This is a genomic window from Allocatelliglobosispora scoriae (genome assembly GCF_014204945.1).
GTDB classification, from domain to species: Bacteria; Actinomycetota; Actinomycetes; order Mycobacteriales; family Micromonosporaceae; genus Allocatelliglobosispora; species Allocatelliglobosispora scoriae.
The window spans coordinates 781168-808002 of record NZ_JACHMN010000001.1; the positions used below are offsets into that span (position 1 = coordinate 781168).

Sequence of the window (26835 nt, forward strand, 5' to 3'; positions counted from 1 at the left end):
CGACTTCACCTGGTGCCGCGCTTCGGGGCCGCCGAGCAGCTGTGGCACAACGGCGGCACCGGCGGATTCCGGTCCTGGGTCGGGTTCATCCCGCAGCGGCGGGCCGGTGTGGTGGTGCTCAGCAACACCGCGCGCCCACTGGACGGCGGCGCGTTCGATTTGCTGCGCGTACCGGCCTTCGGGGGTGAGCTGCGCATCGGCCGCTGAACCGGTGGGCGGACTTCCAGGAGCAGGTCAAAGCCGCCACCGCCCCTGATCTCGGCTATCATTTTGCCTGCCCCGATCTCCATCTCCCCACCTCCGCCGTTCACACTCGATCCGCTCTTCGCATCGCTGCAGCAATGCCCGATGGCACGGGTCCGGCTGCCGTTCGGCGATGATGCGTGGCTCGCCGTCCGGTACGAGGACGTGCGCACGGTGCTCACCGATCCGATGCTATTCCGCCATATCGCGCACATCCCTGATGATGCCGGGCTACCAGGTCACTAGTGTTTCCAGGAATCCTCCCGCAGCATCGCCCTGGTAGGCCGTGACCCGGACCGGGTAGCTTTTGCCGGCGCCGCAGATCTGGTTCGTCAGTGTCTTGGTGCCGTTGGCGGCGGCGGGGAACGTGCTGCCGTTGACGAGGATGCGCACGCCACGGGCGCCCTGCGAGGTCCAGGTCACGGTGATGTCACCGAGGCCGATGACGCAGCTGCCCCTGGTGGCGGTGAGCGCTGTGGTTCGGGGCGTGTTCGGCCAGGTTCCCTTGTAGTCGCGGCGAGTGCCTGACGTCGCCCCCTTCTGAGGGACGGCCCTCATGAGAAACGGCGTGTTCGGTTCGCAGGTGAGCTGGAAGGTGGCGGAGGTGCTGGCAACGTCGTATCCGCCGAGGAAGTCGGTGGACTTCGGGCCGTAGAGCTGAACGTTGTCCCCGCGGGCGATGCCCCACTCGACGTCGACGTATCCGATCCAGCCTCCGGCGTCGGTGAACTCGTCGCACCGGATGTTGGTCACCGTCAGGTGGGTGACGGTCGGCCCGGTTGCGGCCAAGGGTGCCTTGGTGCTCGGCCGGGTCGAGCCGACGGCCTGGCTCTTGTCAGATGCCGGAGCTTCGCTCGGCGCGGCCGAGGGCACGAGTGTGGTCTGCACCTGCGGACCGTGAGCGGTCGGGGCATTGTTGGAGCAGGCGCCGAGCACCATGATCAGCGCGGCCGCCGCCACGAGTGCCCGTTGCCCGGGCCCGCGCGGCGCGGACATGCTGTCGCGGTTGCGAAGCGGGGGTCCTGCAACCTCACACCTCGGCGTCAGCCGCTCGCACCGCCGTCTCATCCGCACTCCTCACGTGGTCACCAGCGTGCTGAATGCTAGATATGCGCTGGTCGCGCACACATCGGTGCTAACACCTAAATGCTGGAGGCAATGCGGTCGATGGCGGAATACCGTTGGCCCGGTCTCCGTCGGCGTACCGTCCGGCCCGAGCCAACCCGTTCGGCCGTGGTGACCTCCGCGGCGAATCCGCGTGATCACACTGCCCGCGCCGAGCGCGCACGCCTGGACACAACGGCGGCAGATGCGCTACAGGTCACCCGTTGAACTTGACGACGCCGTACCGGATCGCTGCTTTGATCGCCTGGTCGGTGCTGCCCGATCCGCCATGGAACGCCAGGTACAGGGGGTGCCGGGTGCCCGACTCGCGCTGGACGGCGTCACTGTCCTCGTCGACCGTGGTGGCGGCCATTGTCGTGCCGATGCAGCCCGCCTTCCGGACCTGCCGCTCTGACCATCACCGACGTGCCGTGACCCGCCGCCGTAGCCGGCTCGGCCGCGTACGCGCCTCCATTGCTCGCCGCTCGTCCCGAATACCTGGACGCCGCGTACTCCGCTGCCATCGCTCGGTACGGCACCTTCCACGCGTTCATATCCACGGCGTTGGGCGTAGACACCCTGACACAGCGGCGATTGCGCGACAACCTCGTCACCGGATCGCCCTCGACCAGACACCACGGGGCTGCGGCTCATCCCGATCAGGGCGATTGATCCCGCGCTTTACGGCAGGGACCCTCCGTCGAACCCGACAGAGGTATAGGTGTTCTTATCTAGCCGGGCCGGACGGAGGCATTGACGCCAACTCTTGAAGAGTTCGGCGAGCCCTGCTTCATCCCCGGCGGCGCCGACAACCACCTGTCCGTGACCCCGACCGGAATTCGCTGGCCGGGGTCACGGGCGGAACGTCGAGACCAGGTCGACGCGAACGACGGGGGTAGCCTTGTCAAGCTTGACGACCTCGATCTCGCCGACAGGGCAGGCCGTGACCGTGCGCCGAGAGGACGACTCGGACCACCGACCTCGGCCCCCAAGCTCGTTATGCCTTTCCGCCTGGACGGTAGGTCCAGTGCCACGGTTCACCGGCGACGTCGTTGAAGAATCCGTATCGGGCGGCGTTGGCCCGCAGCCAGGTCGACGCCCCCGGCTGACCGGCCACGTCGAGGTCGGCGGCGAGCCCCCAGCCGTGGTTGCTGGTGCCGGGTGCGGCGGCGAGGTTGCCCCGACCCGCCCGGTAGAGGTCGTAGAGCCGCTGCTGCTCGGCGTAGGTGCGGTAGCCGCTGACGACGCGCAGGTTGACCCCGTCGGCGCGGGCGGCGGCATCCATCCGGCGGAACCGGGTCGCGGCGGTCTCGGCGAGCCGTTCGCCCTCCCCCACCGCGACGAGCTTGCCCGCTGGGAGGTGCCCGTTGCTGAACCGCCGCAGTGACGCCGGGACGATGTCGCCCTGGTTCATCGGCAGCTTCGGCGGGTGGGCCGGGACCTTCGGCTGCTCGGCCCGGCCGGTCGGCGCGGCCCGATGACCGGCGCGGAGCCCGCCGGCGAGCAGGGCCTGCAGGACAGCGGTCTCGGGCAGTCCGTGCCTGCCGCCGAGGAGGCGGAGCAGGTTGCCTGCATCCTCGGGGCCGACCCGGTGGTCGTCGCCGAGCGCCGCGGCGGCGAGGCGGCGGGTCCGCTCGACCAGGCGGGTCTCCCAGTCGAGGTGGCGGGCGACGAGATCGAGGCCGAACGGGCCGCTGAGCGCGTCGAAGAGCCCGGTGAGGTAGCCCGCCTGAGGCAGGGCGGAGCTCGCGAGGGCCAGGCCTGAGGCGGTGTCGCGGACGGCGGCGATGCTGTGGCGTACCCGCTGGTGGCTGGTCTCCATCAGCGTTTCGAGCCGGCGCAGCTCGGCGAGGTCGAGCACGATGCGGCCGCCGCCCTTGCCGCTGCCGGGCTTCTTGCCGCTGCCGCCCGACGGCGCGCCGCCGCCTGCGGGCTGGGTGCCACCGCTGCCTGCGGACCTGGCCGCGGTCCGGGCCCGGTCGAGGTACTGCCGGTAGCTGCCGTTGGTGAAGGCCGACCACGGTGACCAGCTCTGGCCGTGGTGGGAGATCTGGTAGGCGTGGCGCGCGTTGACGGCGGGGTCGGCGTTGGCGAGCTGGTCGCGTTGCCCGCCGGTGCCGCGCTGGGCGTGCAGGGACCGGATCTGCCACAGCCCGATCGAGGGTCCCCAGGTGCCGTTGGTGATGCCGGTGTCGCCGGGCCGGTCGGTCCGGCCGCCGGACTCGGCGAGGGCGACGGCGACCGCGGTGACGAGGTGGTCGCCGCGGAACCCGGCCGCGTACGCGTGGTGGGCTATCTGCGCGTCGGTCAGCTTCATGGTGCCACTCCCAGCAGCAGGTTCGCGGCTGCGCTGCGCAGCTCGTCGGCGGTTGCACCGGCGACGGTCACGGTGCCGAGATCGAGGGCGGGCGTGATCTGCCACAGCCCGCCGTCGCGGGCGTCCAACCAGGACAGTTCGGCGAGGGCGAACCCGTCGGTGCCGTGGCGCTCGCCGAGGCGGAAGCTGCCCTCGGCCCGCCAGTCGCCGAGCGCCGACAACCAGGCGGCGGCTGCGTCGCCGTCGACACCGGCGGCGGCGAGCTGGTCGGCGGCCTCGGCGGGGTGGCCGCTGCGATGCCACCGGCCGGCCCGGTCGAAGGCAGCGGTGTCGAGGGTGAAGGCGATCGCGGTCGGCGCGGCGGCGGACAGGCCGTCGAGGGCTTCGGCGATGTCGGCCTGCGGCGGCCGGGTCGGCGTGCTGAGCTGCCACACGTCGGGCTCCCGTTCGGCGAGCCGGAGCCGGCCGGCGGTGTCCCAGACGGTGACGGTGCGGCACAGCCCGTCGGGGGTGGCGCAGTCGACCTCGAGGATCGCGTGCGGCGAGGTGAGCGGCGCGATCAGCCGCTGGGCGGCGTCGGTGAGCCGGACCCCGCCGGCATGCTGGGTGAGGGCGCCCCGGGCGAGCAGGCAGCGAGCCGCGACGACGTCGGCGACCTGCTGATCGTCGCCGCTCCAGCCGCCGTCGAGGCAGGCGGGCAGGACGGCACCGGCGAGGCGGGCGAGCACGCGCAGCTCGTCGCAGGTGTAGGCGGCGGTCACGGTGTCTTCCGTTCCAGCGCCCGAGCGGCGTCGGCCGCGTCGTCGAGGCGCCGGGCCAGGAAGTCCAGCAGGTCGCGCTGCTCGTCGATCTCACGTTCGCGGCGCGCGACGCTGCGCTCGAAGCGCTCCGCCGCCGGGCCCTGCCAGGTCATCGCGCGGGTGGTGCGGCGCAGGTCGGCGTGGATGTCGTGGAGGCGGCGGGCCTCGGCGCGCATCCGCTGCGCGGCGCGCTCCAGGTTCTGTGGGGTCGTACTCATGAGGCCAGTGTCCGGCGGCCGTCGGGTCGCGCGGTATGGGAAGGGCTTCCGGCCACCAGCGCCGCCGCGACGCCGCGCAGGTCGGCTCCGGCGATGGGGTGGGCGAGGACCCAGCCGTCGTCGCCGTCCGCGTCGGGGTCCATGGTCGCGATCCAGATCGGACCGTCGGCGGCCGCCAGCACCGCGGTGGTCGTCACCGAGCCGTCGTGTACGCAGACCAGCTTCGCCGCGTACCGGTAGGCGGCGATCGTCTCGGCCAGCGGTGAGGTGTCGCCGCCGTGCAGCAGGTCCTGGTAGCGGGCCCGCCTGCTCGGCTGGGCGCTGGGCGGGCGGGTGCAGACGTCGGCGGGCAGCGCCATCAGGGCCAGGACCGCCTCGGTGAGTTCGGTGCGCCCCAGCGACCGGAGGCGGTGGATGCCGTGGCCGTCGGTGGTGTGGACGACGATCTCGCCGTCGCGGCGGCAGGCGACGGCGAGCCGCGACGAGGTGGGCGTACCGACCCGGACGGTGACCTCGGTCTCGGGTGCGAGGCGGCAGGCGAGCAGGTCCCGGTGGCCCGGTGCGACGGCGGGGCCGTCGGGGCCCTCCTCGACGATGCCGCGCAGGGCGAGCGAGCGGACTATCCGGGCGGCGACCATGGGGCGGTGCTCGGCGGCGACCGCGTCGAGCAGGGTGGGCTCGGTGCCGGGGAACGGTTCGCCGGTGAGGCCGTAGGCGAGCGCGTCGAGTTCGTCGGCGGTGGCGGTGATGTCGGGGCCGGTCACAGCAGGCCGCCGATGGCGTCCAGGGCGTCGCCCGCGCCGTCGATGACGGCCCCGGCACCGTCGCCGACGGCGTGGACGATGTCGTCGCCTTTGTCGAAGACGAGGTAGTCCACGGCGTCGGCGGCGAGGACCGCCGAGTCGAGGGTGACCAGGGTGCCCGCGTCGACGAGTTTGTCGGCGGCGGCGCCCGGCGGTCCGAAGAGGAGCAGCCCGTCACTGGCGAGGTGGATCGAGGACGACACGGTGGAGGTGGCGTCGCGGGAGAACTCCAGCACCCCGCGGGCGCCCCGGTGCTGCTGGGTGGCGAGCTGGTTGACGTCGACGACGAGGGCCGCCGCGGACGCGCCGGGGACGGCGTAGGTCATCAGGCGACGCAGCCGGCCCGCACCACGGCCGTCGCCCGCGACGCGTTCGGCCCAGCCGGGGCGGCGGGGCCGGTCGGGGTCGGCGCGGGGCGGCCGGCGGGCGGCGAGGGCGTCCTTGGCGGAGACGGCGTACCAGGCGGCGGCGTAACGCAGGTTCCAGGCGGCCCGGTCGATGCTCGGGTAGGCGGTGAGGTTGCGGTAGGCGCGGCGGGCCAGGGCGGGCAGCTTGGAGCCGGTGACGTCGAGGCCGAACAGGTCCACGGCGACCCCGGCGATCCGGGTGGCCCGGCGGGTACGGGTGTCGCGGGCCCCCAGCTCGTGCTGCAGGTCGTGCTCGGCGCGGACGAATCGGATCGCGCCGGTGAGCTTCTTGGAGGTCCAGATCCCGGCGTCGAGCCGGGCGAGGGCACCGGCGGTCCCGGCGAGCCAGCGGGCGTCGGCGTGCAGCCCGGTGGTGGCGGTGCGGAGCTGGGCGGCGACGCCGGCGCAGATCGCGGCGACGTCGGGACCGACCCCGGGCAGGTTCGCCGCAGTGGCTCCGGCGGCGCGGACGCTGCCCGCTGCGGCGGTCAGGTCGCCGGCGGCGCTGCGCAGGGCGACGGCGATCGCGTCGATGTCGTCGAGGTCGAAGACGTAGCGGGTGACCGGATTGGCGGGCATGTCAGTGGCCCCCGTTCGCGCGCCAGGTGTCGTACCGCTCCTGCCAGCTGCGGCTGAGCCGGTCGAGCTGCTCGGCGGTGTCGTTCAGCCGCCGGATCGCGGCGCGCAGGCCGTCGTCGAGGTCGGCGGCACGGTGGCGGAACCGGGCCGCCGACGGGCTCTCGAAGGTGGCCGCCGCCACCGCGCGGCCGATGCCGCCGGCGGCGGACTCGACCCGGATGGCGGCCGATCGCAGCACCGCCGCCTGGGTGGCGGCGGTGCCGGCGAGCTCGGCGCAGCGGCTCGGATCCACGATGGACACGGTGTGTGGTAGCACCCTGTCAGCCTCGCCGCCCCGGTGGCGCGGCGGCAATGGGAAGGGCTCACCACACGTTGCAGATGACGAAGTCGTACCTGATCGGGGACTGGTGGAAGACGTTCCACTCGCCGGTGCCGGGCACCGCCGCGACCCACGTGTTGGCGTCGTCGAGGAACAGCGCGTGCAGGTCCCGGGTGCCGGCGGGGGCGGCGGCGGGGTCGAAGCAGCGGAACGCCTCACCCTCCATGGCGTACCCGGCCTGGGCGGCGCCGTTGCCCGAGAGGTAGTAGCCGCCGATCTCACCGCAGCCCGACACGCACCGCGAGCGGAAGATGGGCACCAGTCCGGGCAGGTCGGCGGTGCCGGGCTGGTAGACCGACGCGAACGACGACTGCGCGCTCCAGCCGCCCGGCGGGCCCTGGCCGCTGCCGGCGGGAGCGAGGAAGTTGGCCCGGCGCGGCGCCGGCGCCTTCCACCGCAGCAGCGTCACCGCCCCGGTGGTCTCGTAGACGATGGTGACCGCCGTCCCGGCAGGGAGCACGGCGCCGCCGGGGTGGCTCTGCGCGAGGACCACCCCGAGCTGGTTGGTGGCGGCGTAGTCCTGCCTGTTGCAGGTGAGGAACGCGGCGGCGAGCCGGGCGCAGGCGTCGTCGGGGCCGATGCCGGTCACGGCTGGCACGGTGGTGTTGGCGTTGCCGTAGAAGGAGACGGTGACCGTGGTGCCGGGGGCGGCGGCGGTGTTGCCGTCGGGGGCCTGCCGGACCGCGACGCCGGGCTGCTGGCCGGTGCCGGCCGCCGAGCCGAGGTCGTTGCGGGCGCAGTGGAAGCCGTAGGTGGCCGATTCCAGGGTGGTGCAGGCCTGGTCGATGGGTGTGCCGACGACTGCGGGAACGGCGACGGTGACGGGGTAGGTGATGGTGACGTTGCCGCCGGTGTCGATCCTGGTGCCGGGGGCGGGTTGCTGGGCGGTGACCACGAACGCGGCGGCGGCGGTGGCGGCGGTGCCCTCCTTGCGTTCCACGCAGGTCAGTTTCGCCTGGCGGACGGCGTCGCAGGCTTCGTCGGCGGTCATGTTCGCGAGGTTGGGTACCTCGGCGGGGCCGCGGTAGTAGACGGTGATCCGGGAGGTGGGTTTGACCCGCGATCCGGCCGGGGGTTTGGTCGACAGGACCGCGCCGGTCTCGCCGTTGCCCTCCGGGACGGCGACGAGGCGGCAGGTGAGCGGCCGCAGCCGCCGGCAGGCCTCGTTGCGGTCGCTGCCGACGACGTTGGGTACGACGATGGTCCGCACGGTGGGCGACGGAGACGGCGAGCCGGAGCCCGGTGCCGCGGCGCTGGCGGTCGGCGACGGTGTCGGGCTGGGCTTGGCCGACGGGCTGGCGGCGGGTTCGCCGGGCTCGCCCTCGGTCTTCACGCCGCGCTTGTCGAAGGTCATGATCGTCCTGTCGTAGGGGTCGCTGACCCAGAGCAGGTTGTCGCGGACCATGACGTGGAACGGGCGCGCGGTGCCCGGGACCGGCTCGGTCAGGACGACCCGGGGCCCGGCCAGGTCGACCGCGATGATGTGGTGGTAGGTGTAGTCGGGCAGGTAGGCGCGGCCCTGGAAGACGACCGGGCGGCCGAACCGGCTCTGCTCGCCCTTGCGGTCGCCGATGACGGTGCGGCGGATCTCGCCGTCCGCGTCGGCCACGACCAGCTCACCGGTACGCGGGACGAAGACCACGAGCGTGTCCTGCGTGGACTCGTCGGCGATCAGCCCGTTGTCGGCGGCGAGGTCGAGGCGGCGGACCAGCCCGTCGGCGTCGTAGACCTCGGCCTGCCCGGTGGCGGGCCGGTAGACGACCGGGCGCCCGCCGACCAGGGTGAGCACGACGTGCTCGCCGAGGCCGCCGACCCGCTGCCGCCCGTCGACCTTGCCGTCGACGACCCGGAACAGCTCCCCGCTGTCGGGCGCGTAGCCCCACCCCACGCCGCCGCCGTCGACGACCATCTGGTCGATCTTGGCTGGTAGCGGCACGTCGCTGCCCGGCCCGCCGAGACCGTCGAGGCGGCTCGCCGTGCCGCGTACGGCATCCACCAGGTACGCGTTGTCGCCGCCGCTCTCCACCGTGAGCCGCCCGCTGGACTCGGGGCGCTTGTCGACGGGCTCGGGCTCCATCGTGTCGGTGGGCAGCAGCGTCACCTCACCGGTGTCGTTGTTGACCGCGTAGACGACGCCCGGGCGGACCTGGACGACCTCCAGCTGCTGGGTGCCGGTGGCGAGCGTCTTGGCGGACTCGGCGTCGATGTCGCCGCTGGCGCCGTTGATGTGCACCACGGAGTGCTGCTTCTGCAGGTAGGCGCTGCCGTCGCCGAGCGCGGAGTCGGAGCGCTGGTAGCCGACGGTGAAGACCGCCGCTCCGGCGCCGGCGACCGCGACGATCGCCAGTGCCGCCCGCAGCAGCCGGTGGGCGGGCAACCACGACGTGAGGAGATCGGACACCTGGTAGACAATAGGTGACGATTGATGCTCCGTGCAGCGTACGCCGATGGGGAGGGCTTACCAACGTGACGGACCAGGCACGCATCACCCTCGACACGACGGCGGTGACCGCGACCGCCGAGGCACCGGTGAGCTTCGGCCGGGCGACGGACTGCGATCTCTGCCTCGACGAGCACGACACCGGCGTCTCCCGCCGGTCCGGGGTGGTGGAGTTCGACCACGGGACCTGGTGGGTCCGCAACACCTCCTCCACCCGTCCGCTGTCCATCGTGGACGACCACGGTTTCCGCAGCGTGCTGCCGCCCGGGCGGCGGGTCGCCGTCGAGTCACCGGTACGCGTCCTCGTCGACCGGGCCGCCGGGCGCCCGTTCAGCCTGCTGGTGGAGCCGCTGGGCGTCCCGGCGGCGAGCGCGGCGGAGGCGGCGCCGACCGGCGTACCGACCGCGGTCGGCGAGCAGGTGCTGATCAGCGACGCCGACCGGTTGGCGATGGTGGCCCTGTTCGCCGGCTACCTGGAGGACCCGCCCCGCTACGACCCCTACCCCAAGACTTACGCCGCAGCCGCCGCCCGGCTCGGCTGGCCCCGCACCACGCTGGTCAAACGCATCGAGTACCTGCGCGGGCGCCTGGACGCGGCGGGCGTGCCGAGCATGACCGGCTGGACGGCCCTGACCAACCTCGCCGAGTACGCCATCAGCCGCCGCCTCATCACCCGCGACGACCTGGACCTGCTGCAACGCTGAACACCGCCGGGCCATGGGAAGGGCTTCCGATTCCGCCCGCCCCTGATGATTCCTAGCCTTTGCGGCATGACTGTTATCGGTGGTGAGATCACCCAGCTCCACTCGCTCCAGGGCGGCTTCAACCGGCACGCCGGAACCGTGGAGGACCTGCTGCGGGAGCTGCGCGGGCAGCTCGACAGCACCTATTGGAAGGGCGGCGCGGCCGAGCGGTTCCGCTCCGACTGGGCCACCCTCTACGAGCCCGCGCTGACCAAGCTCTCCGGTGCCCTGCAGGAGGCGGCGACACACGTGCGCCTGCAGGCGGACCGGTTCGAGCAGGCCGGCGGCTGACGAGAAGACGGCGGCGACAGTGGAATGGGAGATCCCGCTCGCCGGCGCCGACGGGGCACCCGCAGCGATCATCGTCCGGGCCGGCGACGCCGCCACGGTCGGTGACCTGCGGGCCGCCCTGGCCGACGCCGGCCGGCCGGACCTGGACTGGGCCTGCCCGGACGACACCCCGCTGGCCCGGGCCGGGCTGCTGACCGGCCGATCCCCGGCCCGGTCGGCCCGCGCCGAGCACGCCACCGCGCAGGAGCCGTGGGAACTCGCCGCCATCGGCGGCCGCGACGCAGGCCTGCGCGCGGCCGCCCAGCCGGGCGTCACCCTGTCGGTGGGCCGCTCCCGCGACAGCGCCCTGCGCCTGACCGACCCGGAGGTCAGCCGCCGCCACGCCACCGTCGCCATCGGTCCGGACGGCGACGCGGTGCTCGCCGACGCGGGCTCCCGCAACGGCGTCGTCCACACCGGACACCGCCTCGGCGCCGACGCCGCCCTCGGTTTCGCCGACACCTTCGCCGTCGGAGAGACCGTGCTGGCGGTGCGGGCGGTCGACCCCGCCGACGCGCCGATCGAGGAGCGCGACGGGGTGCTGCGCTACAACCGGCCGCCCCGCATCGCCGCCCCGGTCCCGACCGCCGAGTTCACCGCGCCGGGCCGACCGGCGCAGCCGCGCGGCGTACGCATCCCGCTCGTCGCGGCCCTGCTGCCGCTGCTGCTCGCGGGTGCCGCGTGGCTGCTGTTCCCCAGCGCGGGGTATTTCCTGCTCTTCCTCGCCCTCTCCCCCGTACTGCTGATCGCGAACTTCATCAGCGACCGGCGCAGCGGCCGCCGCGAGCACCGCGACGCGCTGCGCGCCTTCGAGGCCGATCATGCGGCGATCGCGGCGAGCCTCACCGCGCTCGCCGCCGAGCAGGGCCGCTCGCGCCGCAACGCCGAACCCGACCCGGCGCTGGTACGCCGGATCGCCACCGGCCCCACCAGCAGGCTCTTCGAGCGCCGCCCCGACGATGCGGACTTCCTGCGGCTGCGGGTCGGGCTCGGCCGCCGACCGGTGGCCGCCCGCATCACCGGCCAGGGCGCCGACCAGGTGAGCCCGCCCGAGATCGAGCACTGCCCGGTGACCCTGGACCTGCCCGCGCTCGACGTCATCGGCATCGCCGGACCGGCCGAGACGGTCGAAGCGTCGGCGCGAGCGGTGCTCGGGCAGCTCGCCGCGCTGCACGCCCCGCACGAGGTCGGGCTCGTCGTCATCACCGGCCAGGACCGGGCAGCGGCCTGGGACTGGGCGGCGTGGCTGCCGCACACCCTGCCGCACACCGGCGACTTCGCCTGCCACCGGCTCATCGCCACCGACGCCGACCAGGCCACCGCCCGCCTCGCCGAGCTGCGCCGGATCATCGAGGATCGCCTCGCCGACCGGCACTCCGCGCTGCGCCGGACCGGCCCGACCGGCCGCCGGATGGTGCTCGTCGTCGACGGCTCCCGGCACCTGCGCCAGCTGCTCGACCTCTCCTTCGTGCTCGCCTCCGGTCCCGAGGCCGGGGTCTACGCCGTCTGCCTCGACAGCGCCGCGCAGAACCTGCCCGACGAGTGCGGCGCCACGCTGGTGGCGTCCGGCACCCGGGCCACGGTCCGCCGCCCCGGCGACACCCACGACGACGACGTCCTCCTCGACGGCACCACGCACCCGTTCGCCCTGGAGATCGGGCGGGCGCTGGCACCGGTCCGCGTGCTCGGCGGCCGGGGCGGCGCGGGCGCCGAACTCCCGACGGCGGTCCGGCTGCTCGACCTCACCGGCGGCGCCGACCCGGCCCGGATCGAAGCCCGCTGGCGCGATGGCGGCCCGGTCACCGCCCTGCTCGGCGTCGGCCCGCAGGGATCCCTCGAAGTGGACCTGCGCCGCGACGGACCGCACGCCCTCATCGCCGGTACCACCGGCGCGGGCAAGTCGGAGCTGCTGCAGACGTTCGTCACGTCGATGGCGCTGGCCAGCCCGCCCGACATGGTCACCTTCGTGCTCGTCGACTACAAGGGCGGTGCCGCGTTCGCCGACTGCCGCGACCTGCCGCACACCGTCGGCATGGTCACCGACCTCGACGGCCACCTCGTCAACCGGGCCCTCGCGTCGCTCTCGGCGGAGCTGCGCCGCCGCGAGCACGTCCTGGCCGCGGCGGGCGCCACCGACATCGACGACCTGCTCGCCAAGGGCGGCAGGCTGGCCCGGCTGGTGATCGTCATCGACGAGTTCGCGTCGCTGCTGCAGGAGGTGCCCGACTTCGTCACCGGCATCGTGGGGATCGGCAACCGGGGACGCAGCCTCGGCGTACACGTCGTCCTGGCGACCCAGCGGCCCGGCGGCAAGGTCGGCGCGGACCTGCGGGCCAACCTGAACCTGCGGGTGTGCCTGCGCGTCGCGAACGCAGACGAGAGCAACGACGTCATCGACTCCCCCGACGCCGCCCGGCTGTCGCGCCACCATCCCGGGCGCGGCTACCTGCGGTCCGGGCACGGCGACCTGACCGCGTTCCAGACCGCCCGCGCCGCATGGCCCCGCACCACACGGGACCCGGCGCTCGTCGCCGTACGGCCCTGGCGGGTGACCGACCTCGGGCGCCCCGCCCCCGTCGACGCCCGTCCCGATGGTGACACCGAGACCGACCTGCCGGGCACCGTCGCCGCGATCCGCCGGGCCGCCGCCGCGTCCGGGCGGCAGACCCCGCCGAGCCCGTGGCTGCCGCCGCTGCCCGAGCGGATCGGGCTCGCCGAGCTGCCGCCGACCACGGGCGGCTCCGCCTACGCGGCCGGGATCGGGCTCGCCGACCATCCCGCACGGCAGCGGCAGGAGACCTTCCTGCTCGACCTCGACACCTGCGGACCGGTCGTCGTCGCCGGGACCGGCCGCAGCGGGCGCTCCACCGCGCTGCGGACCATCGCCGCCGTCCTCGCCGACCGGTGCAGCCCCGCCGACCTGCACCTCTACGTCCTCGACCAGGGCAACCGGGCGCTGGCCGGGCTGGCGGCACTGCCGCACTGCGGTGCCTACGCCGACGCCGAGGACACCGACCGCACCGAACGCATCCTGGCCCACCTGGGCCGCGAGGTGTCCCGGCGGGAACGCGACGGCGCCACCGCGCCGCGCACCGTCCTGCTGATCGACCGGTACGAGGTGTTCACCGCCCGGTTCGGCGAGACCGACAACGGCCGCCTCGTCGACGCGGTCGCCGACCTGCTCCGCCGAGGGCCCGCCGTCGGGATCGGCACCGTCATCGCCACCGACAAGACCGCCTTCGGCCACCGGCTCGCCAACGCCGCCGAGACCCGGATCGTGCTGCGCCACGCCGACAACGACGACCTCGCCGCGTACGGGCTGGTGCCCCGCGAGGTGCCCGCACACCTGCCACCGGGGCGGGCGCTGATCCTGCCCGGCCCGGTCGAGACCCAGCTCGCCGAGGCCGAACCCGCCACCGCCCGACTGATCCAGCGCTGGGCCGGGATGCCCGCATCGCAGCTGCCGCAGCGCATCGACCCGCTGCCGGCCGCGATCGGCGAGGACGAGCTGGCGGCGCTGAGACTGACCGGACCGCCACGGCCGACCGGTCCCGCCTGGTGCACGCTGGGCTGCGGCGGCGACCACCTGGCCCCGGTCGACGTCGAACTGGAGCAGGGGTTCCTCATCGCCGGCCCGCCCGGGTCCGGTCGCAGCACCGCCCTCGCCGCGATCGCCGCGTCCCTGGCCGGACGGGCCTCCGGCCAGCTGCCGCTGGTGGTGCTCTGCCCCCGCCGGTCGCCGCTGCGCGACCTCGACGGCGCCCCGGGCATCCGCGCGGTGCTGGACGGGTCCGTCGCGGGCGAGGTGGCCGACGCGCTCGCCCAGGTCCCGGCCGCCGTCATCGTCGACGACGCCGAACAGCTCGCCGACGGCGCGGTCGCGCAGCTCCTGGAGGACTTCGTCCGCCGGGCCCGCGACAACGGCAGCCTCGTCGTCGCCGCCGGCACCACCGACGACCTGCAGTTGCAGCGCTTCCGCGGCTGGCTGAACCTGCTGCGGCGAAACCGCCGCGGCCTGCTGCTCAGCCCAGCGTCGCATGTGGATGGAGAACTGTTCGACCTGCAGCTGCCCCGCTCCACCGGCGGCGCCTGGCCGCCCGGGCGGGCACTGCACGTCGGTCGCGGCGCCCAGCCGTCATCGATACAGGTCACCGCTGCTGCGCTCGGTGCGGAGCGGGTGCCGTGGTAGACCTCCTCGCCGTGCCGGGCTATGGTGCGGACGACATCGATGATTCTTCACGGGTGGGACGGGTGACGGACTCCGAGGAAACGGTGCCGCCGTCAGGGACCCGGCTCGACGCCGGCTACCTGCTGGAACGGGCGATCGGCGCGGGCGCGGCCGGCAAGGTCTGGCGGGGACGCCGCGACGCGGACGGGACGCCCGTCGCCATCAAGGTCCTGCACACGCAGTATTCGCACGACCCGCAGACCATCGCCCGGTTCGTCCGCGAGCACCTCACGCTGCGCGGCCTCGACCATCCGCACCTGGTCCGCGTGGTCGACCTCGTCTCCATCGGCGACCTCCGCGCCATCGTGATGGAGCTCGTCGACGGGGAGAACCTGCGCCAGGCCGCCGCTCGGGGCGGCGTGGACTCGGACCGGGCCGCCGCGCTGCTGTCCCAGGTGTGCGCGGCGCTGGCCCACATCCACGCGGCCGGGATCGTGCACCGCGATGTGAAACCGGAGAACATCCTCATCACCTGGCGCGGCGCGCAGCCCTGGGCGCAGCTGACCGACTTCGGCATCGTCCACATCGTCGGCGAGGCCGCCCTCACCCATCAAGGGCAGCTCGTCGGCACCCCGGCCTACCTGGCGCCGGAGATCGCCCTCGGCCGGCCCGCCACGGCCGCGGCCGACGTCTACGCCATCGGGGTCACCGCGTACGAGCTGCTCGCCGGTCGGCGGCCGTTCACCGGCGACAACCCGATGGCGATCGTGCAGGCCAACATCGACACCGCGCCGCCGCGCCCGGCCGAGCTCAGCTCCGCCGCGTGGCAGGTCGTCAGCGCCTGCCTCGCCAAGGACCCGGCGGCCCGGCCGACGGCCACCGACCTCGTGACCGCGTTTGCCGGGCTCGCCGGGCGGCTCGGGGCGCTGCCGCACGACGCCCCACCGCCGGTCCCGGAGCTCGGCGACCGGCCGGAGTTCCGCGTACCCCCGCCGGTGGTCGCCGCGGTGAGCGGCATCGAGCTGCCCACCGCCGCGCCGACCCGCCCGGCCCCGCCGCCACCGGAACCCGCCCCGGTCCGGCGCCGTCGCCGCTGGCCCTACTACGCGGCGGGGATCACGCTGGTGCTGGTCGCCGCAGGGCTCGCCGGGCGCTGGGCCGGGACCGCCGGGAAACCCGTGGCGCAACCCACCGCCAGCGCAGTCGCGGCGGCCGGATCACCGCAGCTGTGGTACCTGCCCGTCACCGCGACCAGCCCGCAGCGCGGCACCGTCCGGCTCGAGTTCGCCGACGCCACCTCGCTGCCGGGCTTCTACGGCTACGTCGTCTTCCTCGACGACCAGAAGTACGCGCAGGTCACCGCCGCCCAGGCCCCGCCCTACACGGTCAGCGGGCGGCACCGGTCCACCAAGAGCTGCTACCGGGTCGCCGCCCTCGTCGTCACCGATCAGCCGAAACCGCCGGACGCCGCCGCCGTCTGCCTCGCCGCCGACGGCACCACCGCAACGGAGAAGAAGAAGTGACCAACCCAGCAGGCACCGACCCCGCCGCGTACTTCGCCGGTGTCCACGCGAAGCTGCAGGCCAACATCGCCCGGGTGCTCACCGGCAAGGCCGACGTCATCGACTCCGCGCTGACCTGCCTGTTCGCCGGCGGGCACCTGCTGCTGCAGGACGTGCCCGGAGTCGGCAAGACCACCCTGGCCAAGGCGCTCGCCGCGTCCATCGACGCCAGCTGCCACCGGATCCAGTTCACCCCCGACCTGCTGCCCTCCGACATCACCGGCACCACCGTCTACGACCAGCGGCACGCGACGTTCGAGTTCCGCCCCGGCCCGGTCTTCGCGCACATCGTCATCGCCGACGAGATCAACCGGGCCTCGCCCAAGACGCAGTCGGCACTGCTGGAGGTGATGCAGGAGCGGCAGGTCACCGTCGACAGCCTGACCTACGCCGTGCCCGAGCCGTTCCTCGTCGTCGCCACCCAGAACCCCATCGACCTCGAGGGCACCTACCGCCTGCCGGAGGCGCAGCTCGACCGCTTCCTGTTCACCCTGTCGGTCGGCTACCCGGACCGCGCCGACGAGCAGGCCATCCTCACCGGCCGCGCCGCCGCAGCAGCACCGACGCTCACGCCCGTCACCTCGGTGGACGAAGTCCGCTGGATGATCCAGTACACCAGCCGGATCCACGTCGCCGACGGCATCGCCGGCTACATCACCGACCTCGTCCACGCCACCCGCATCGACACCCGGCTCAAGCTCGGCGCCAGCCCCCGCGCCGGTCTCGCCCTGATGCGCGCCGCGCAGGCCCGGGCCGCCGGGAAGGGCCGCGCCTTCGTGGTCCCCGACGACGTCAAGGCCGTGGCCGCGCCGACGCTGGCGCACCGGCTCGTCCTCGACCCCGACGCCGAGGTACGCCGCACCCGCCCCGAAGCCGTTCTCGCCGACATCCTCGCCGCCGTCGCCGTGCCCGTACCGGCGAGCAGCCGGTGACCAGCCGTGCCGGCGGGTTCGCCCTCACCGGCTCCGGCCTGACCGCGGTGCTCGGCGGTGCGGTGCTGCTCGCCCTCGGGCTCGTCGGCGGCTACCCGACCCTGGTGGCGCTCGGCCTCGGTGCGCTCGCCGCGGCGGCGATCGGCCTGGGGCACGTGGCCCGGCGTCCCGGCCTCACCGCCGCCCGAGGCGTCGACGACGACCGGGTCACCGCCGGTGGGCAGGCCCGGGGGCGGATCACCGTCGCGAACCCGGTCCGACGCCCCGCACCGGGCTTCGACGTCGTCGACAACGTCGGCGGCGTACCCGTCCGGGTCGCCGTGCCCCCGCTGCCGGCCGGCGGTGAAACGGTCCTGGACTACCCCATCCCGGCGGACCGGCGCGGCCTGCTCCCGCTCGGACCGGTCCGGGTCGAGCGGCACGACCCGTGGCGGCTGGCCCGGCGCTGGGCGCCGCTGACCGGCGCGAGCCTGCTCTGGGTCCATCCCCGATCGCACCCCACCCGACCGCTGCCGGTCGGCCTCGCCCTCGACTTCGACGGTCGGCACGCCGAACGCGCCGGGTCGACGGCGTTCTCGTCGCTGCGCGAATACCAACCCGGCGACGACCCGCGCTCGGTGCACTGGCGCTCCACCGCGCGCCTGGGCACCCTCGTCGTCCGCGACCGGGTCGACACCCGGGAACCGTCCGTGCACATCGTCATCGACGCGAGCACGACGGCGATCGGCGTCGACGCGTTCGAGGAGGCGGTGTCGCTCGCCGCGTCGATCTGCACCGCCTACCAGCGCGCGGGCCGCCCGGTCGGGCTCTCCGCCGTCGGCGAGGACCACGCAGCGGTCTCGGCGGCGGGCGGGCACAGCGTCCTGGACCGCCTCGCCGCCCTACAGCGCGCCCAGGCGGATCCCACGGCGCTGACCCGGCTCATCGGCCGCGCTCCCGCCGGCGGCGGGCTCGTCGTCATCACCGGCGGCCAGCCCGAGGTCACCGACGCGGTCGCCGCCTGCCACCGTCGTTTCTGGACCACCGTCGTGGCCCGCATCGGGCCCGCACTGCCCGACGGGCTGCACCACCGGTCCGGGATCGCGGTGCTCACCACCGCCACCGCCGAGCACGGCGCCCGGCTGTTCACCCAGCTCAGCGGCGCGGCATGAACCGGGCCGTCCGCCTCACGGTCGCCGGGCTGCTCGGCCTCGCGCCCGTCGTCGCGTTCGCACCCGCCTTCGGCCGCACCGCCCACGCGACGCTCGGCGACACCGCCTACCTCGTCCCCACCGCTGCCGCCGCGGTCCTCGCCGCCGGGACGGCGATCGCGCTGGGCCTGGGCACCAGGTGGACCGGTTCGGGCCGAATCCTCGCCGCGCTCGGCGTGCTCGCCGGGGTCGTCACCGTGATGATCAATCCCGGTTGGCAGGTCGTGACCGGCCCGCAGCGGCTGCTCACCGCAGCCCTGCCCTACGACGTCAGCGGACCGGAGCTCGCCACCGTCGCCGCCCTGTCCGGACTCGCCGCGATCGGTGCCGTCGAGGGCGCGCTGCGCCGGGGCAGGCTGCTCCCGCTCGCCGTGCCCGTCGCCGTCACCGCTCTGGCCTGCTCGCTCGGCGCCACCGTCGGCCCGCCGCCCTGGTGGCTGGTGCCGTCGCTGCTCATCGCCGCGCTGGTGCTGCTGTGGCGGGGACCGCTGCGCGTAGCACCGGTCGTGCTCGCCGGGATCGTGCTCGCCGCCACGCTCGCCGGACCCGCGCTGCTCAGCACCGCCGGTCGGGCCACTCCCTTCGACCTGCGCAGCCTCGCCACCCCGCCGGTGGAGCCGCTGGTCACCACGAGCCCCCTGGCCCAGTTCGCCGCCGTCCGATCCGGCCGGCTGCCGCTGTCGCTGCGCGTGGACGCCGACGCCGCGCCCGCCCGGCTGCGCTACCTGGCGCTGGACCGCTTCGACGGCGAATACTGGACCAGCACCGCGCAGTACCGCCGCGCCGGCGAGCAACTCCCCGATCCCGGAGCCGTCCCCTCCCGCACCGTCACCGAACGCGTCACCATCGACCAGCTCGGCCCGCTGGGCTGGCTGGTCAGCTCCGGGCGGCCCGTCGCCGTCTCCGTCCCGGGCCTCGGCGTGGACGAGCTCGGCGGTGCGGTCGCGCTCCCAGACGGCGGGCCCGCCCCGATGGCGTACACCGTGCGGAGCCGGGTCCGCGACTGGAGCGCCGAGCAGCTCGACACCGCCGTGCCCGCGCGGATCCCCGCCGACGCCCAGACCGGCATCCCGGCCGACCTCGGCACCGAAGCGCAGCGCATCGTCGGCGGCGCCTACGGCCACGCCGCGCTGTCCGCTCTCGCCGCCCGCTTCGCCCACGACGGCGGTTTCAGCGTCGTCGAACCCCGCGACACCCGCCCCGGCCACGGGGTGCTGCACATCCGCCGGCTCCTCACCGACCGGCAGGGCAGCGCCGAGCAGTACGCCTCCGCGTACGCCGTGCTGGCCCGCGCCCTCGGCTACGACGCCCGCGTCGTCGTCGGGTTCGTGCCGCGGCCGGAGGCGGGCGGCTACCGGGTCGCCGGGCGCGATATCGACGCCTGGGCCGAGGTGCGCTTCGACGGCCTCGGCTGGGCGCCCTATTACCCCACGCCCGGGCAGAAGGGCGCGCCGACCGATCCACCCGACCAGCCGGAACCCGAACTCGATGTGCCTCCCGACCAGCAGAACCCCGAGTCGGCCGACCCGGGCGCCACGGCGGCGCTCCCCATCGGCGAGGAGGAGTCCGCCGCCCTCTCGCCGTGGCTGCTGCTCGCCGCCGTCGGAGTGCTGGGCATCCTGCTGCTCACGGTTCCTCCGCTGGCCAAGGTGATGATCCGGCGCCGCCGCCGCCGAGGCTCCGCCGCCGGGCGGGTGCTCGGCTCCTGGCGGGACACCGTGGACCGGCTCGTCGAGGCGGACGTGCGGATCCTGCCGTCGGCGACCGCCCGCGAAGGCGCTACCGCGGCCGACGGGCTGCTCGACGGCACGACCATCAACGAGCTGCTCGAACTGGCGGCGCTGCACGACTCCGCCGCGTACGGGCCCGTGCCGCTGACCGACGCCGACGCCGACCGCGCCTGGACTCACGCCGGCAAGGTACGGCACGCGATCCGCTCATCGCTGACACCGCGGCGACGGGCCCGAGCGCTGCTGTCATTGCGGCCGCTGGTTCGCCGGACGCTCGGCGGCAGCGGCTCGCTGAGCCGGGTACGCGTGTGGGCGGCGTCGGCCGGGCACAACGGTGTCGAGACCGGACGTCGCCGCGTTCAACCCCTAGATCAAATTGATTGACGTCGATAGTAACCGACCCGCTTGGGTTTTGGTTCGTGCCACTCTCGCCGTCTGGCTCTGGCTCGGCGCCGTCGACGATCTGACGGTCACGCAGGGCGCGATGTCGGATGCCGCCATCAAGCAGCTCTATGAGGATCAGAGAGACTGACGATGAAGCGGGCCTCCCCGAGGGGAGGCCCGCTTACCGTTGGGAGAGCTCGGCATGCCACAACGGACCGGCATGGCGCAGGGCGGTCTCAATCCACTGCCTTCGCATGAAGACCGATTCCGAGACCCTGATGGTCAGGCATTGACGTAGCTCGTCGTCGTCGGTCCGCAGCACCTCCTCGACGAAGTCGCAGCACTTGCCGATCATCGCCGTGTCGTCCCGCTCCAGCGCCGGGACCAGCAGGCCGTAGAAGAAGACGTTGGACATGTAGCGGTAGGGAGACAGCGCGGCGACGCTGCCGCCGCTCTCCACCTCCGAAACCTCCTCTTCCAGAATCAGCATCTCCGCCGGCTCGCCGAAGAACTCGATCAGCGACTCGCGCAGGCCGTCGTAGCCGAGGGGTCCCATGTCCCGCCATCCTTCCGTGAGGGGCCTCCTGGACATACTTTCGCATGCCCAGGAGGCTCGTTGTCGAGGTCAGGCCGGGTAGGGGTCGATCGGGCAGTTCATCCCGGTGAGGATGCACAGCGCGCCGCCGGGCCCGTACTGGTAGATGTAGTAGGCGATGATCCCGAAGTCCAGGATGGACATCGCGCCGCCGATCCTGCCCATGACTCGGCCTCCTCCCGACGCTCTGCCTGGTGCCGTTCCGCCGCCGGCAGCCGGTGGCGCACCTCTTGGCACTACCCGTTCCGGATTGCCCTTAACGTTGATCTGGAACTTCTCTCCCGTGGTGTCGGAGACGGCGTAGCGTTCCTTGATGGATTCAAGGGCGGCCTTCACCTGTGTCGGCCGCTCCGGGGTGGCGTTGATCTCGGCCGTGATGACGCCGGCGGTGTCCTTGACGCCAAGGACCTTCCACATCCGGTCGAAGATGCTCCGAGCAGTCTTCACATCGCTGGATGACAGCAGACTGTCGTATTCGACCTGACTGACCTTGTGCCCGTCCATGATCTTGTTGTGCGCCCGGACGTCACCCTCCAGGATTTTGCTCATTTCAGCGGCGTTGTCGAGAATATCCTGGTAGTGGAAGGTTTTCCGGGTTCTCAGTCCGGTCTTCAGCTCCCATTCCAGAGCGTCCATGGCGGTGCCGTCGCCGACCCACGTCTTGATGTTTCCGCCGGCTTGGTTGGTCGTGTAGACCTTGTACAGATCGTTGATGACCTTCTGCAGTTTCGGGTTCTGGACCGTCGGCGCCACGGCGAGAGCCTTCTGCGGCGCGACGGGCTGCCGCTGCATGGCCTCGAGCTCCGGATCGACCGGCCGCAAGCCGGAGGGATCCGACTTGGTGATCGGATTGCTGTTCGTGTAGGAGTACCCGTGCCAGGACTGCGGATCGCCCAGGTCCATCAGCGGGTCGACCGAGACGAACCGGCCCAACGCCCCGTCGTACTGGCGGGCGCCGAGGTTGACCAGACCGGTCGGGTCGTTGTCGCCGCCGACGAAACCCTTTCCGTTGGGCCAGGTGACCGCGACGCCGCGAGCAGCGCCGTACGGCGTCTGCCTGCGAATCGTCACCGCCTGGGTGCCCGCTTCCACCGCGATCTGCTGCGTGGTCTGGTGATCGGGGAACGTCCACGCCAGACCTGCGCCGGTTCTGCACCCGATGACCCGCCCGGCGAGGGAGTAGTAGCGCGTTCCCTTGGTGACACCGCCCTCTCGCCGGACTTCCTGGCCGGGCAGGTAGACCGTGGTGCCGGTCGGGTCACGGCGGACCAGGCGCTGTCCGTTGGCGTCGTACAGGGCGGTCTCGGTGACCGCGCCGTTGACCGTGGCCTGGTCCATGCTTCCCTCGGCGTTCCACCGGAGGATCTGGCTGGCGGTTTCGACGCCGCAGGTGTTGACGCCGGCAGCCGCCGGTCGGCAGGTCATCGCGCCGTTGCCGTTGTACCCGTAGTTCACCGTGACCGGGGCCTGGCCGGTCACCGTCGTGGTCATCGCCGACACCGAGTGCGGGCGCACCACGTTCTGGCCGCCGGCCGGCAAGGTGTATTGCCGGGTGGTGTCGACGGTGCCGTAGGAGGTCTCCGACGTCCGGTTGCCGTTGAGCGCGTCGAAGCCCCATTGCTGCCAGTAGGGGGCCGTGGTGCCGAGATTCGCCTTCGACGCCGCCGGTCCGCAACCGACGGTCGCTTTCGGCGTCCACGCGGTGGTCAGCCGTGCCAGCTTGTCGTAACTGAAGCATTGCAGGTCATATGCTCCGACCTGCGGCGTCTCCTCGATGGACACGATGTTGCCGCTGAAGTCGTACTTGTAGCGGCGGTCCGAGACCAGGCCCGTACCGGTTTCGGGCTGGATCATCGTACGGCTCACCCTGCGGGACGCGGTCTCGTACTCGACCATGTCGTCGACGTACACCCCGGTGGGCATCTTGCGGGTGCTGACCTGCAGTTCTCCGAAAGCGGTGTACCAGTTGGACGCCATGGTGCCCGACTGGCCTACCCAGTTGGTGTCGATGCGGTTCTCGGCGCCGGTGGCGTCGTCGAACTCGGTGGTGACGGTCTCGTTCGGCACGTCTCCGACCGCCGGGTAAGAGATGGACTTCTGCGAACCGGTGTACTGCGAATACCCGTATCCGTAGATGTACGTCCCGGAGAGGTCCGTCTCCACCGCCGGAATGACGATGTTGACACCCGACGGCTGGTAGCGGCTGTTGAATCCGCGCACCTGCCACTGGTAGGCGTTCGCCGAACCCGCGGGCTCGTACCGGATCGCCTGCGTGACCTGGCCGCGGTAGCCGGTCTGCCCGGTGTAGAGGCTGTCGTACTTCCATTCCGCACGCAGCGCGCCCGACGCGGTGTCGTCGCGCATCTCCTTCTTGCGGCCCAGCTGATCGTAGACGTAGAACAGGACCTCGCCGGCGCCGTCCGTGGTCTGGATCAGCTCGTCGAAGTCGTTGTAGCCGTAGAGTGTCGTGCCCTTGTCGGGGTCCTTCTCGGTCTTCTTACGGCCTTTCGGGTCATAGGTGTAGACCCATTCGTTGCCCGCGTTGTCGACCGCCTTTGACATCTGTCCCTGGCGGTCGAAGGCATACGTCGCCTTCAGGTACGGGCCGTTGACCCCGGTCGCTGAGGTGTGCTGCCGCAGTTCGACCGTCCGGCCGGCGGCGTCGGAGATGACGGTACGGGCGATCCCGCCCTCGGGCGGTGTCACCTTCTGCACGTTGCCTTCGTAGGCGGTGGTCGTTCGATACTTCTCGACCAGGTTGGATACGCCGTCGCCTTCCAGCACCACCGACGCGACCGGACGCGACGCCCGGTCGTACTCGGTTACGGCGACCGTCGGCACGGACCACTGCGGCTCCCACCACAGCGTGCTCGACGGGGCGCCTGGTTCGCCGTGGGCCTGATAGACCGCCGAAACCCGGCCGCGGTCGTCGTAAATGGTGTCGGAGACGACCCGGTTGCCGGAGCCGTCCATCGCGATCGCCTGCACCTGCCGCGCCCGAAGCATGCCGTCGAGAATCTGGAACGACGAGATGTAGTTACCGTCGGCGTTCAGCAGCCGGCTCTCGATCGACGAGTAGGCGTCGCGGTTGGGCGGCAGGGTGTATACGAACTCCGCCGACGGCTTGTTCTCATTGCCCGCTCGGGGCCAGCCGAGCTTCCAGGTCTTCGCGGTCCGCCCGAGTGCGTCGAACGTGGCCTCGCCGGTCGTCCTCGTGTTGAAGTCGACGGTCTTGGTGACCGAACCCCAGTACGGATTGACTTCGGTCACGCTCGACCAGCTGAACGGCGCGGGACCGGTGGCGGTCGTCTTCGTGACGGGCCCGCCGACGGTCGGCTGGTACACGGTGCTGGACGTGTTTCCCTTCAGATCGGTCAGCGTCAGCGGCCGGCCCGTCTTGTCATACGTGGACTGGCTGAGGACCTGCCACACGGTGCCGCTGCCCGGCAGCCAGTCCTTGAGCTGCTCGGTCTTCGTGACCGTGCCGTAGAGCGGCGCCGTGGTCGACGAGGCGGCTCCGTCGTAGTAGTTCCGAACATCGGTGATCATGTGGTTGACGGTCGACGGCGCCTGCGCGCACGGCAGCGCCGTGGTGGTGGTCCGCGACACCGTCGTCAGGATGTTCTTGGTGATATTGCGGTTATAGGTGTGGGTGATGCACTTCTCGTCGTTGCTTTCGTTGATGTCGCCGAGGCTTTCCGACCAGCTCACGGTGCCGTATGTCGGGTCCATTCCCTGCATGGTCTTGGTGATCCGCCACCCGCCGGCCCCGTCCACCCCCAGGGCGGTACCGGTATAGGTCGTCTGCGTCGCGGTGAACTTCGCGCTGATCGTCTGCCCGCCGATCGTGCGCGACGCCGTCGCGGCCGAACTCCAGGGGACGCTGACCGTCTTGGAGACCGGCTTGGTCTCGACGCCGTTGTAGACGGTCTGCTCCCGAACCGTTCCGGCGTACTGGTCCTCGTCGTACACGACCTCGCTGCCCACGCTGGGCCGGCACGGTGACGCTCCGCAAGGCCCCCGCCGGATTGGCGCGATCCTGGTGCATGCCGAGCATGTACTTCGTCACCTGGAGCGTCTGGGTCGCCGGATCGTCGCCGGTGCGGGTCTTCACCGTGGCATAGCCGCGATACTGCGACCACGTGCGCCGCTCCGGTTTGGACATACCGTCGTCGTCGGCGTACCGCCATGCCGGCCCGTCGAGGTACTCGTAGTAGGTGTGCTTCGGCGTGGCCCCCTGCCCACCCGTGATGGGCACGTCCAGCTCGGTCACGTGGGTGACGACGTACTTGTGCCACCACTCGGTCTTGAGCACACTGCCGTTGGGGTTGGCGCTGTAGTCGGGCATCAGCACCGGATAGCAGCGCATGGTGTTGGTGTGCGGCTGCAGGGCGACGACGTTCGCCGCCGTGCACTCCGGCAGGCTGTAGTCGACGTGAACCTTCGCGCCGGTCTCGGTGATGATGTTGGTGATGCGATGCCAGTTGTTGGTCGTGCTCGCGGGCGTGAGTACGCGGTTCGGCATGGCGACCGGCTCGAAGGTCACCGGCGGCATCGCGATCGCAGTGCCCACCAGGCCGGTGTGGACGATGGAGTCCAGCCAGATCCCGGCGTTGGTCACGTCGCCGGTGGGCGGGAACGAATGGGTGAACGTCCACGAGTCGACCGGCTGCCAGGCAGGGGTCGTCTTCGTGGTGTCCCACGTCTGCGTGGTGACGACGGCCAGCCGCTTCGTCGACCAGAACGTCGGCGTGTACTTGCCGGGGCATTCCGTGGCGGTCAGGCTGCAATCCTGGTCCAGGGGTGTGTCCTTCCAGCTGGCCTTGACCGGCTGTCCCCCGGACGTGCAGTTGGTGAAGCACCGATCGGCGACCCCGAACAGCACCTGCTTCACCGGCGTCACCGAGATCTCGTTGACGCCGTGCTCGGCGAGCGTGCGGTAGTAGGTGCCGTAGTCGATGCGCTTGAGCACGCTGCCCCGCGAATAGACGACGTCGTCGGTGTCGGTGTTGTTCTTCGCGTACTTGTTGAGCTCCTTGTCGTACCAGTACGACATCGTGTTGCCGAACGTGTCGACGACGTAGTCGAGGTTCCACCGCCATGCCTGCACACAGCTGGACGCGGCGAACGACGCCTGACGGCACGGCTCGTTGAGGTGATTGCCGTAGACCGGCACCGTGAGCGCCGACTCCGTGACGGTGGACTGGCCGGGAAGGCTGTGCCGGCCGAAGAAGTACTGGACTCCGTCGCTGGTGGTGACCTTCCAGTACTCACCGTTGTCGTCTCCGTTGCCGGAACCGGTCAACTTCTCGATCTTGGATCCGTCGTCCTTGCGGTTGTGCCAGCCCTGGCCCGTCTCGAAGACGAGTTCGCCGCCGGAACCGTTGAGGCTCATCGTGGCGTTGTCGGAACGCCAGCAGAGGTCGCCCGTCTTCTGCGAGTTGTTGCCACCGTTGGCTTGATCCTCGGCACACGGCACATAGCGGCGCTCGATGAAGCCGGGTGAGTATTCAAACCCCTCGCCCGCCCAGGACGGTTGGTTGTTGGTGGCCTCGGACCGCCCGTCCACCCCGGCCGACGAGTAGGCCAGGGCGACCGCTGGCAACGGTCCCGACGATGGCGACATCCGAAGCGGATAATTCCAGGTGAAGTCGCCTGCCGAGCTGCCCGCCGCCCACGTCGAGGACGGCTGCATCGGCGAAGCGGCGAAGTCGCCGCCGCTGCCGGACGGGCCGGCGGACAACGCGACGAGCGATTTCAGCCCCACTGTCGCGGAGGCCGTGGAGTCGGCGGGACTGTTCGTCGTCGCCAGCGGCGTGGCCCGGCATTCGGCTGCCGACGGGGTTGTCAACGCACAGCTCGGCACCGTCCAAAGACGGAGCCGCGAAGCCCAGTCGCCGCCGGCGGCGCC

The 26835-nt window shown here is 72.3% G+C and carries 20 protein-coding genes and 1 pseudogene; 9 read left to right on the forward strand and 12 right to left on the reverse strand.

The window, feature by feature from the left end; all coding sequences use genetic code 11:
* The first annotated feature begins 12 nt into the window (after positions 1–12).
* Positions 13–207, forward strand: a complete 195-nt coding sequence (locus F4553_RS03625; RefSeq protein WP_221469679.1) for a serine hydrolase — start codon at positions 13–15, stop codon at positions 205–207.
* A gap of 267 nt (positions 208–474) precedes the next feature.
* On the opposite strand, the gene F4553_RS03630 is transcribed toward F4553_RS03625, so the two are convergent.
* Positions 475–1239: a hypothetical protein gene (locus F4553_RS03630; protein ID WP_184831981.1), complete on the reverse strand. Its 765-nt coding sequence runs from the start codon at positions 1237–1239 to the stop codon at positions 475–477.
* Between the two features lie 325 nt (positions 1240–1564).
* The gene (locus F4553_RS03635; protein ID WP_184831982.1) at positions 1565–1720 is read right to left on the reverse strand and encodes a class II fructose-bisphosphate aldolase; all 156 of its coding nucleotides are present in this window, start codon (positions 1718–1720) and stop codon (positions 1565–1567) included.
* 101 nt (positions 1721–1821) lie between these two features.
* Here F4553_RS03635 and F4553_RS42815 point away from each other — a divergent pair, with 101 nt between their 5' ends.
* Positions 1822–2019, forward strand: coding sequence for a tyrosine-protein phosphatase (locus F4553_RS42815; protein ID WP_184831984.1), 198 nt, complete (start codon positions 1822–1824; stop codon positions 2017–2019).
* A 325-nt stretch (positions 2020–2344) separates the two neighbouring features.
* On the opposite strand, the gene F4553_RS03645 is transcribed toward F4553_RS42815, so the two are convergent.
* The 7 genes from F4553_RS03645 to F4553_RS42210 all read right to left on the reverse strand — a co-directional run bounded on the left by F4553_RS03645 (position 2345) and on the right by F4553_RS42210 (position 9251).
* Positions 2345–3664, reverse strand: coding sequence for a D-alanyl-D-alanine carboxypeptidase family protein (locus tag F4553_RS03645; RefSeq protein WP_184831995.1), 1320 nt, complete (start codon positions 3662–3664; stop codon positions 2345–2347).
* Positions 3661–4425 (reverse strand): hypothetical protein, encoded by a 765-nt coding sequence (locus tag F4553_RS03650; protein ID WP_184831997.1) that lies wholly within the window; start codon positions 4423–4425, stop codon positions 3661–3663. Before F4553_RS03650 ends, F4553_RS03645 begins: the two co-directional genes overlap by 4 nt.
* On the reverse strand, positions 4422–4682 hold the full coding sequence (locus tag F4553_RS03655) for a WXG100 family type VII secretion target (RefSeq protein ID WP_184831999.1): 261 nt from the start codon (positions 4680–4682) through the stop codon (positions 4422–4424). Before F4553_RS03655 ends, F4553_RS03650 begins: the two co-directional genes overlap by 4 nt.
* Positions 4679–5446, reverse strand: a complete 768-nt coding sequence (locus F4553_RS03660; RefSeq protein ID WP_184832001.1) for a hypothetical protein — start codon at positions 5444–5446, stop codon at positions 4679–4681. Before F4553_RS03660 ends, F4553_RS03655 begins: the two co-directional genes overlap by 4 nt.
* Positions 5443–6471, reverse strand: coding sequence for a hypothetical protein (locus F4553_RS03665; RefSeq protein WP_184832003.1), 1029 nt, complete (start codon positions 6469–6471; stop codon positions 5443–5445). Before F4553_RS03665 ends, F4553_RS03660 begins: the two co-directional genes overlap by 4 nt.
* A gap of 1 nt (position 6472) precedes the next feature.
* Positions 6473–6772, reverse strand: a complete 300-nt coding sequence (locus F4553_RS03670) for a hypothetical protein (protein WP_184832005.1) — start codon at positions 6770–6772, stop codon at positions 6473–6475.
* Between the two features lie 61 nt (positions 6773–6833).
* The gene (locus tag F4553_RS42210; protein ID WP_184832015.1) at positions 6834–9251 is read right to left on the reverse strand and encodes a Stk1 family PASTA domain-containing Ser/Thr kinase; all 2418 of its coding nucleotides are present in this window, start codon (positions 9249–9251) and stop codon (positions 6834–6836) included.
* 65 nt (positions 9252–9316) lie between these two features.
* On the opposite strand from F4553_RS42210, the gene F4553_RS03680 reads away from it, so the two are divergent.
* The 7 genes from F4553_RS03680 (at position 9317) to F4553_RS03710 (ending at position 20329) form a co-directional block, all read left to right on the forward strand.
* A complete protein-coding gene (locus F4553_RS03680) occupies positions 9317–9994 on the forward strand; it encodes an FHA domain-containing protein (protein WP_184832017.1) in 678 nt (225 codons plus the stop codon).
* Positions 9995–10060: 66 nt separating this feature from the next.
* Positions 10061–10324 (forward strand): WXG100 family type VII secretion target, encoded by a 264-nt coding sequence (locus tag F4553_RS03685; RefSeq protein ID WP_184832019.1) that lies wholly within the window; start codon positions 10061–10063, stop codon positions 10322–10324.
* A 19-nt stretch (positions 10325–10343) separates the two neighbouring features.
* Complete coding sequence (locus F4553_RS03690) at positions 10344–14552, forward strand: FtsK/SpoIIIE domain-containing protein (RefSeq protein ID WP_184832026.1); 4209 nt, start codon at positions 10344–10346, stop codon at positions 14550–14552.
* A gap of 62 nt (positions 14553–14614) precedes the next feature.
* Positions 14615–16054, forward strand: coding sequence for a serine/threonine-protein kinase (locus F4553_RS03695; protein ID WP_184832027.1), 1440 nt, complete (start codon positions 14615–14617; stop codon positions 16052–16054).
* Complete coding sequence (locus F4553_RS03700; protein ID WP_184832028.1) at positions 16051–17025, forward strand: AAA family ATPase; 975 nt, start codon at positions 16051–16053, stop codon at positions 17023–17025. Before F4553_RS03695 ends, F4553_RS03700 begins: the two co-directional genes overlap by 4 nt.
* The gene (locus F4553_RS42215; protein ID WP_184832029.1) at positions 17022–18176 is read left to right on the forward strand and encodes a DUF58 domain-containing protein; all 1155 of its coding nucleotides are present in this window, start codon (positions 17022–17024) and stop codon (positions 18174–18176) included. The genes F4553_RS03700 and F4553_RS42215 overlap by 4 nt, the downstream gene beginning before the upstream one ends.
* Complete coding sequence (locus F4553_RS03710; protein ID WP_184832030.1) at positions 18173–20329, forward strand: transglutaminase TgpA family protein; 2157 nt, start codon at positions 18173–18175, stop codon at positions 20327–20329. The genes F4553_RS42215 and F4553_RS03710 overlap by 4 nt, the downstream gene beginning before the upstream one ends.
* 181 nt (positions 20330–20510) lie before the next feature.
* Here F4553_RS03710 and F4553_RS03715 read toward each other — a convergent pair whose 3' ends face one another.
* From F4553_RS03715 to F4553_RS43105, 3 genes and pseudogenes are all read right to left on the reverse strand, one after another.
* Entirely contained in the window at positions 20511–20885 is a 375-nt protein-coding gene (locus F4553_RS03715; protein ID WP_184832031.1) for a hypothetical protein, read from the reverse strand.
* A 69-nt stretch (positions 20886–20954) separates the two neighbouring features.
* Positions 20955–24896, reverse strand: a complete 3942-nt coding sequence (locus F4553_RS40590) for an RHS repeat domain-containing protein (protein ID WP_184832032.1) — start codon at positions 24894–24896, stop codon at positions 20955–20957.
* Positions 24897–25476: 580 nt separating this feature from the next.
* Positions 25477–26619 (reverse strand): annotated as a pseudogene (locus F4553_RS43105) (hypothetical protein); the annotation flags it as partial.
* Positions 26620–26835 lie beyond the last annotated feature (216 nt).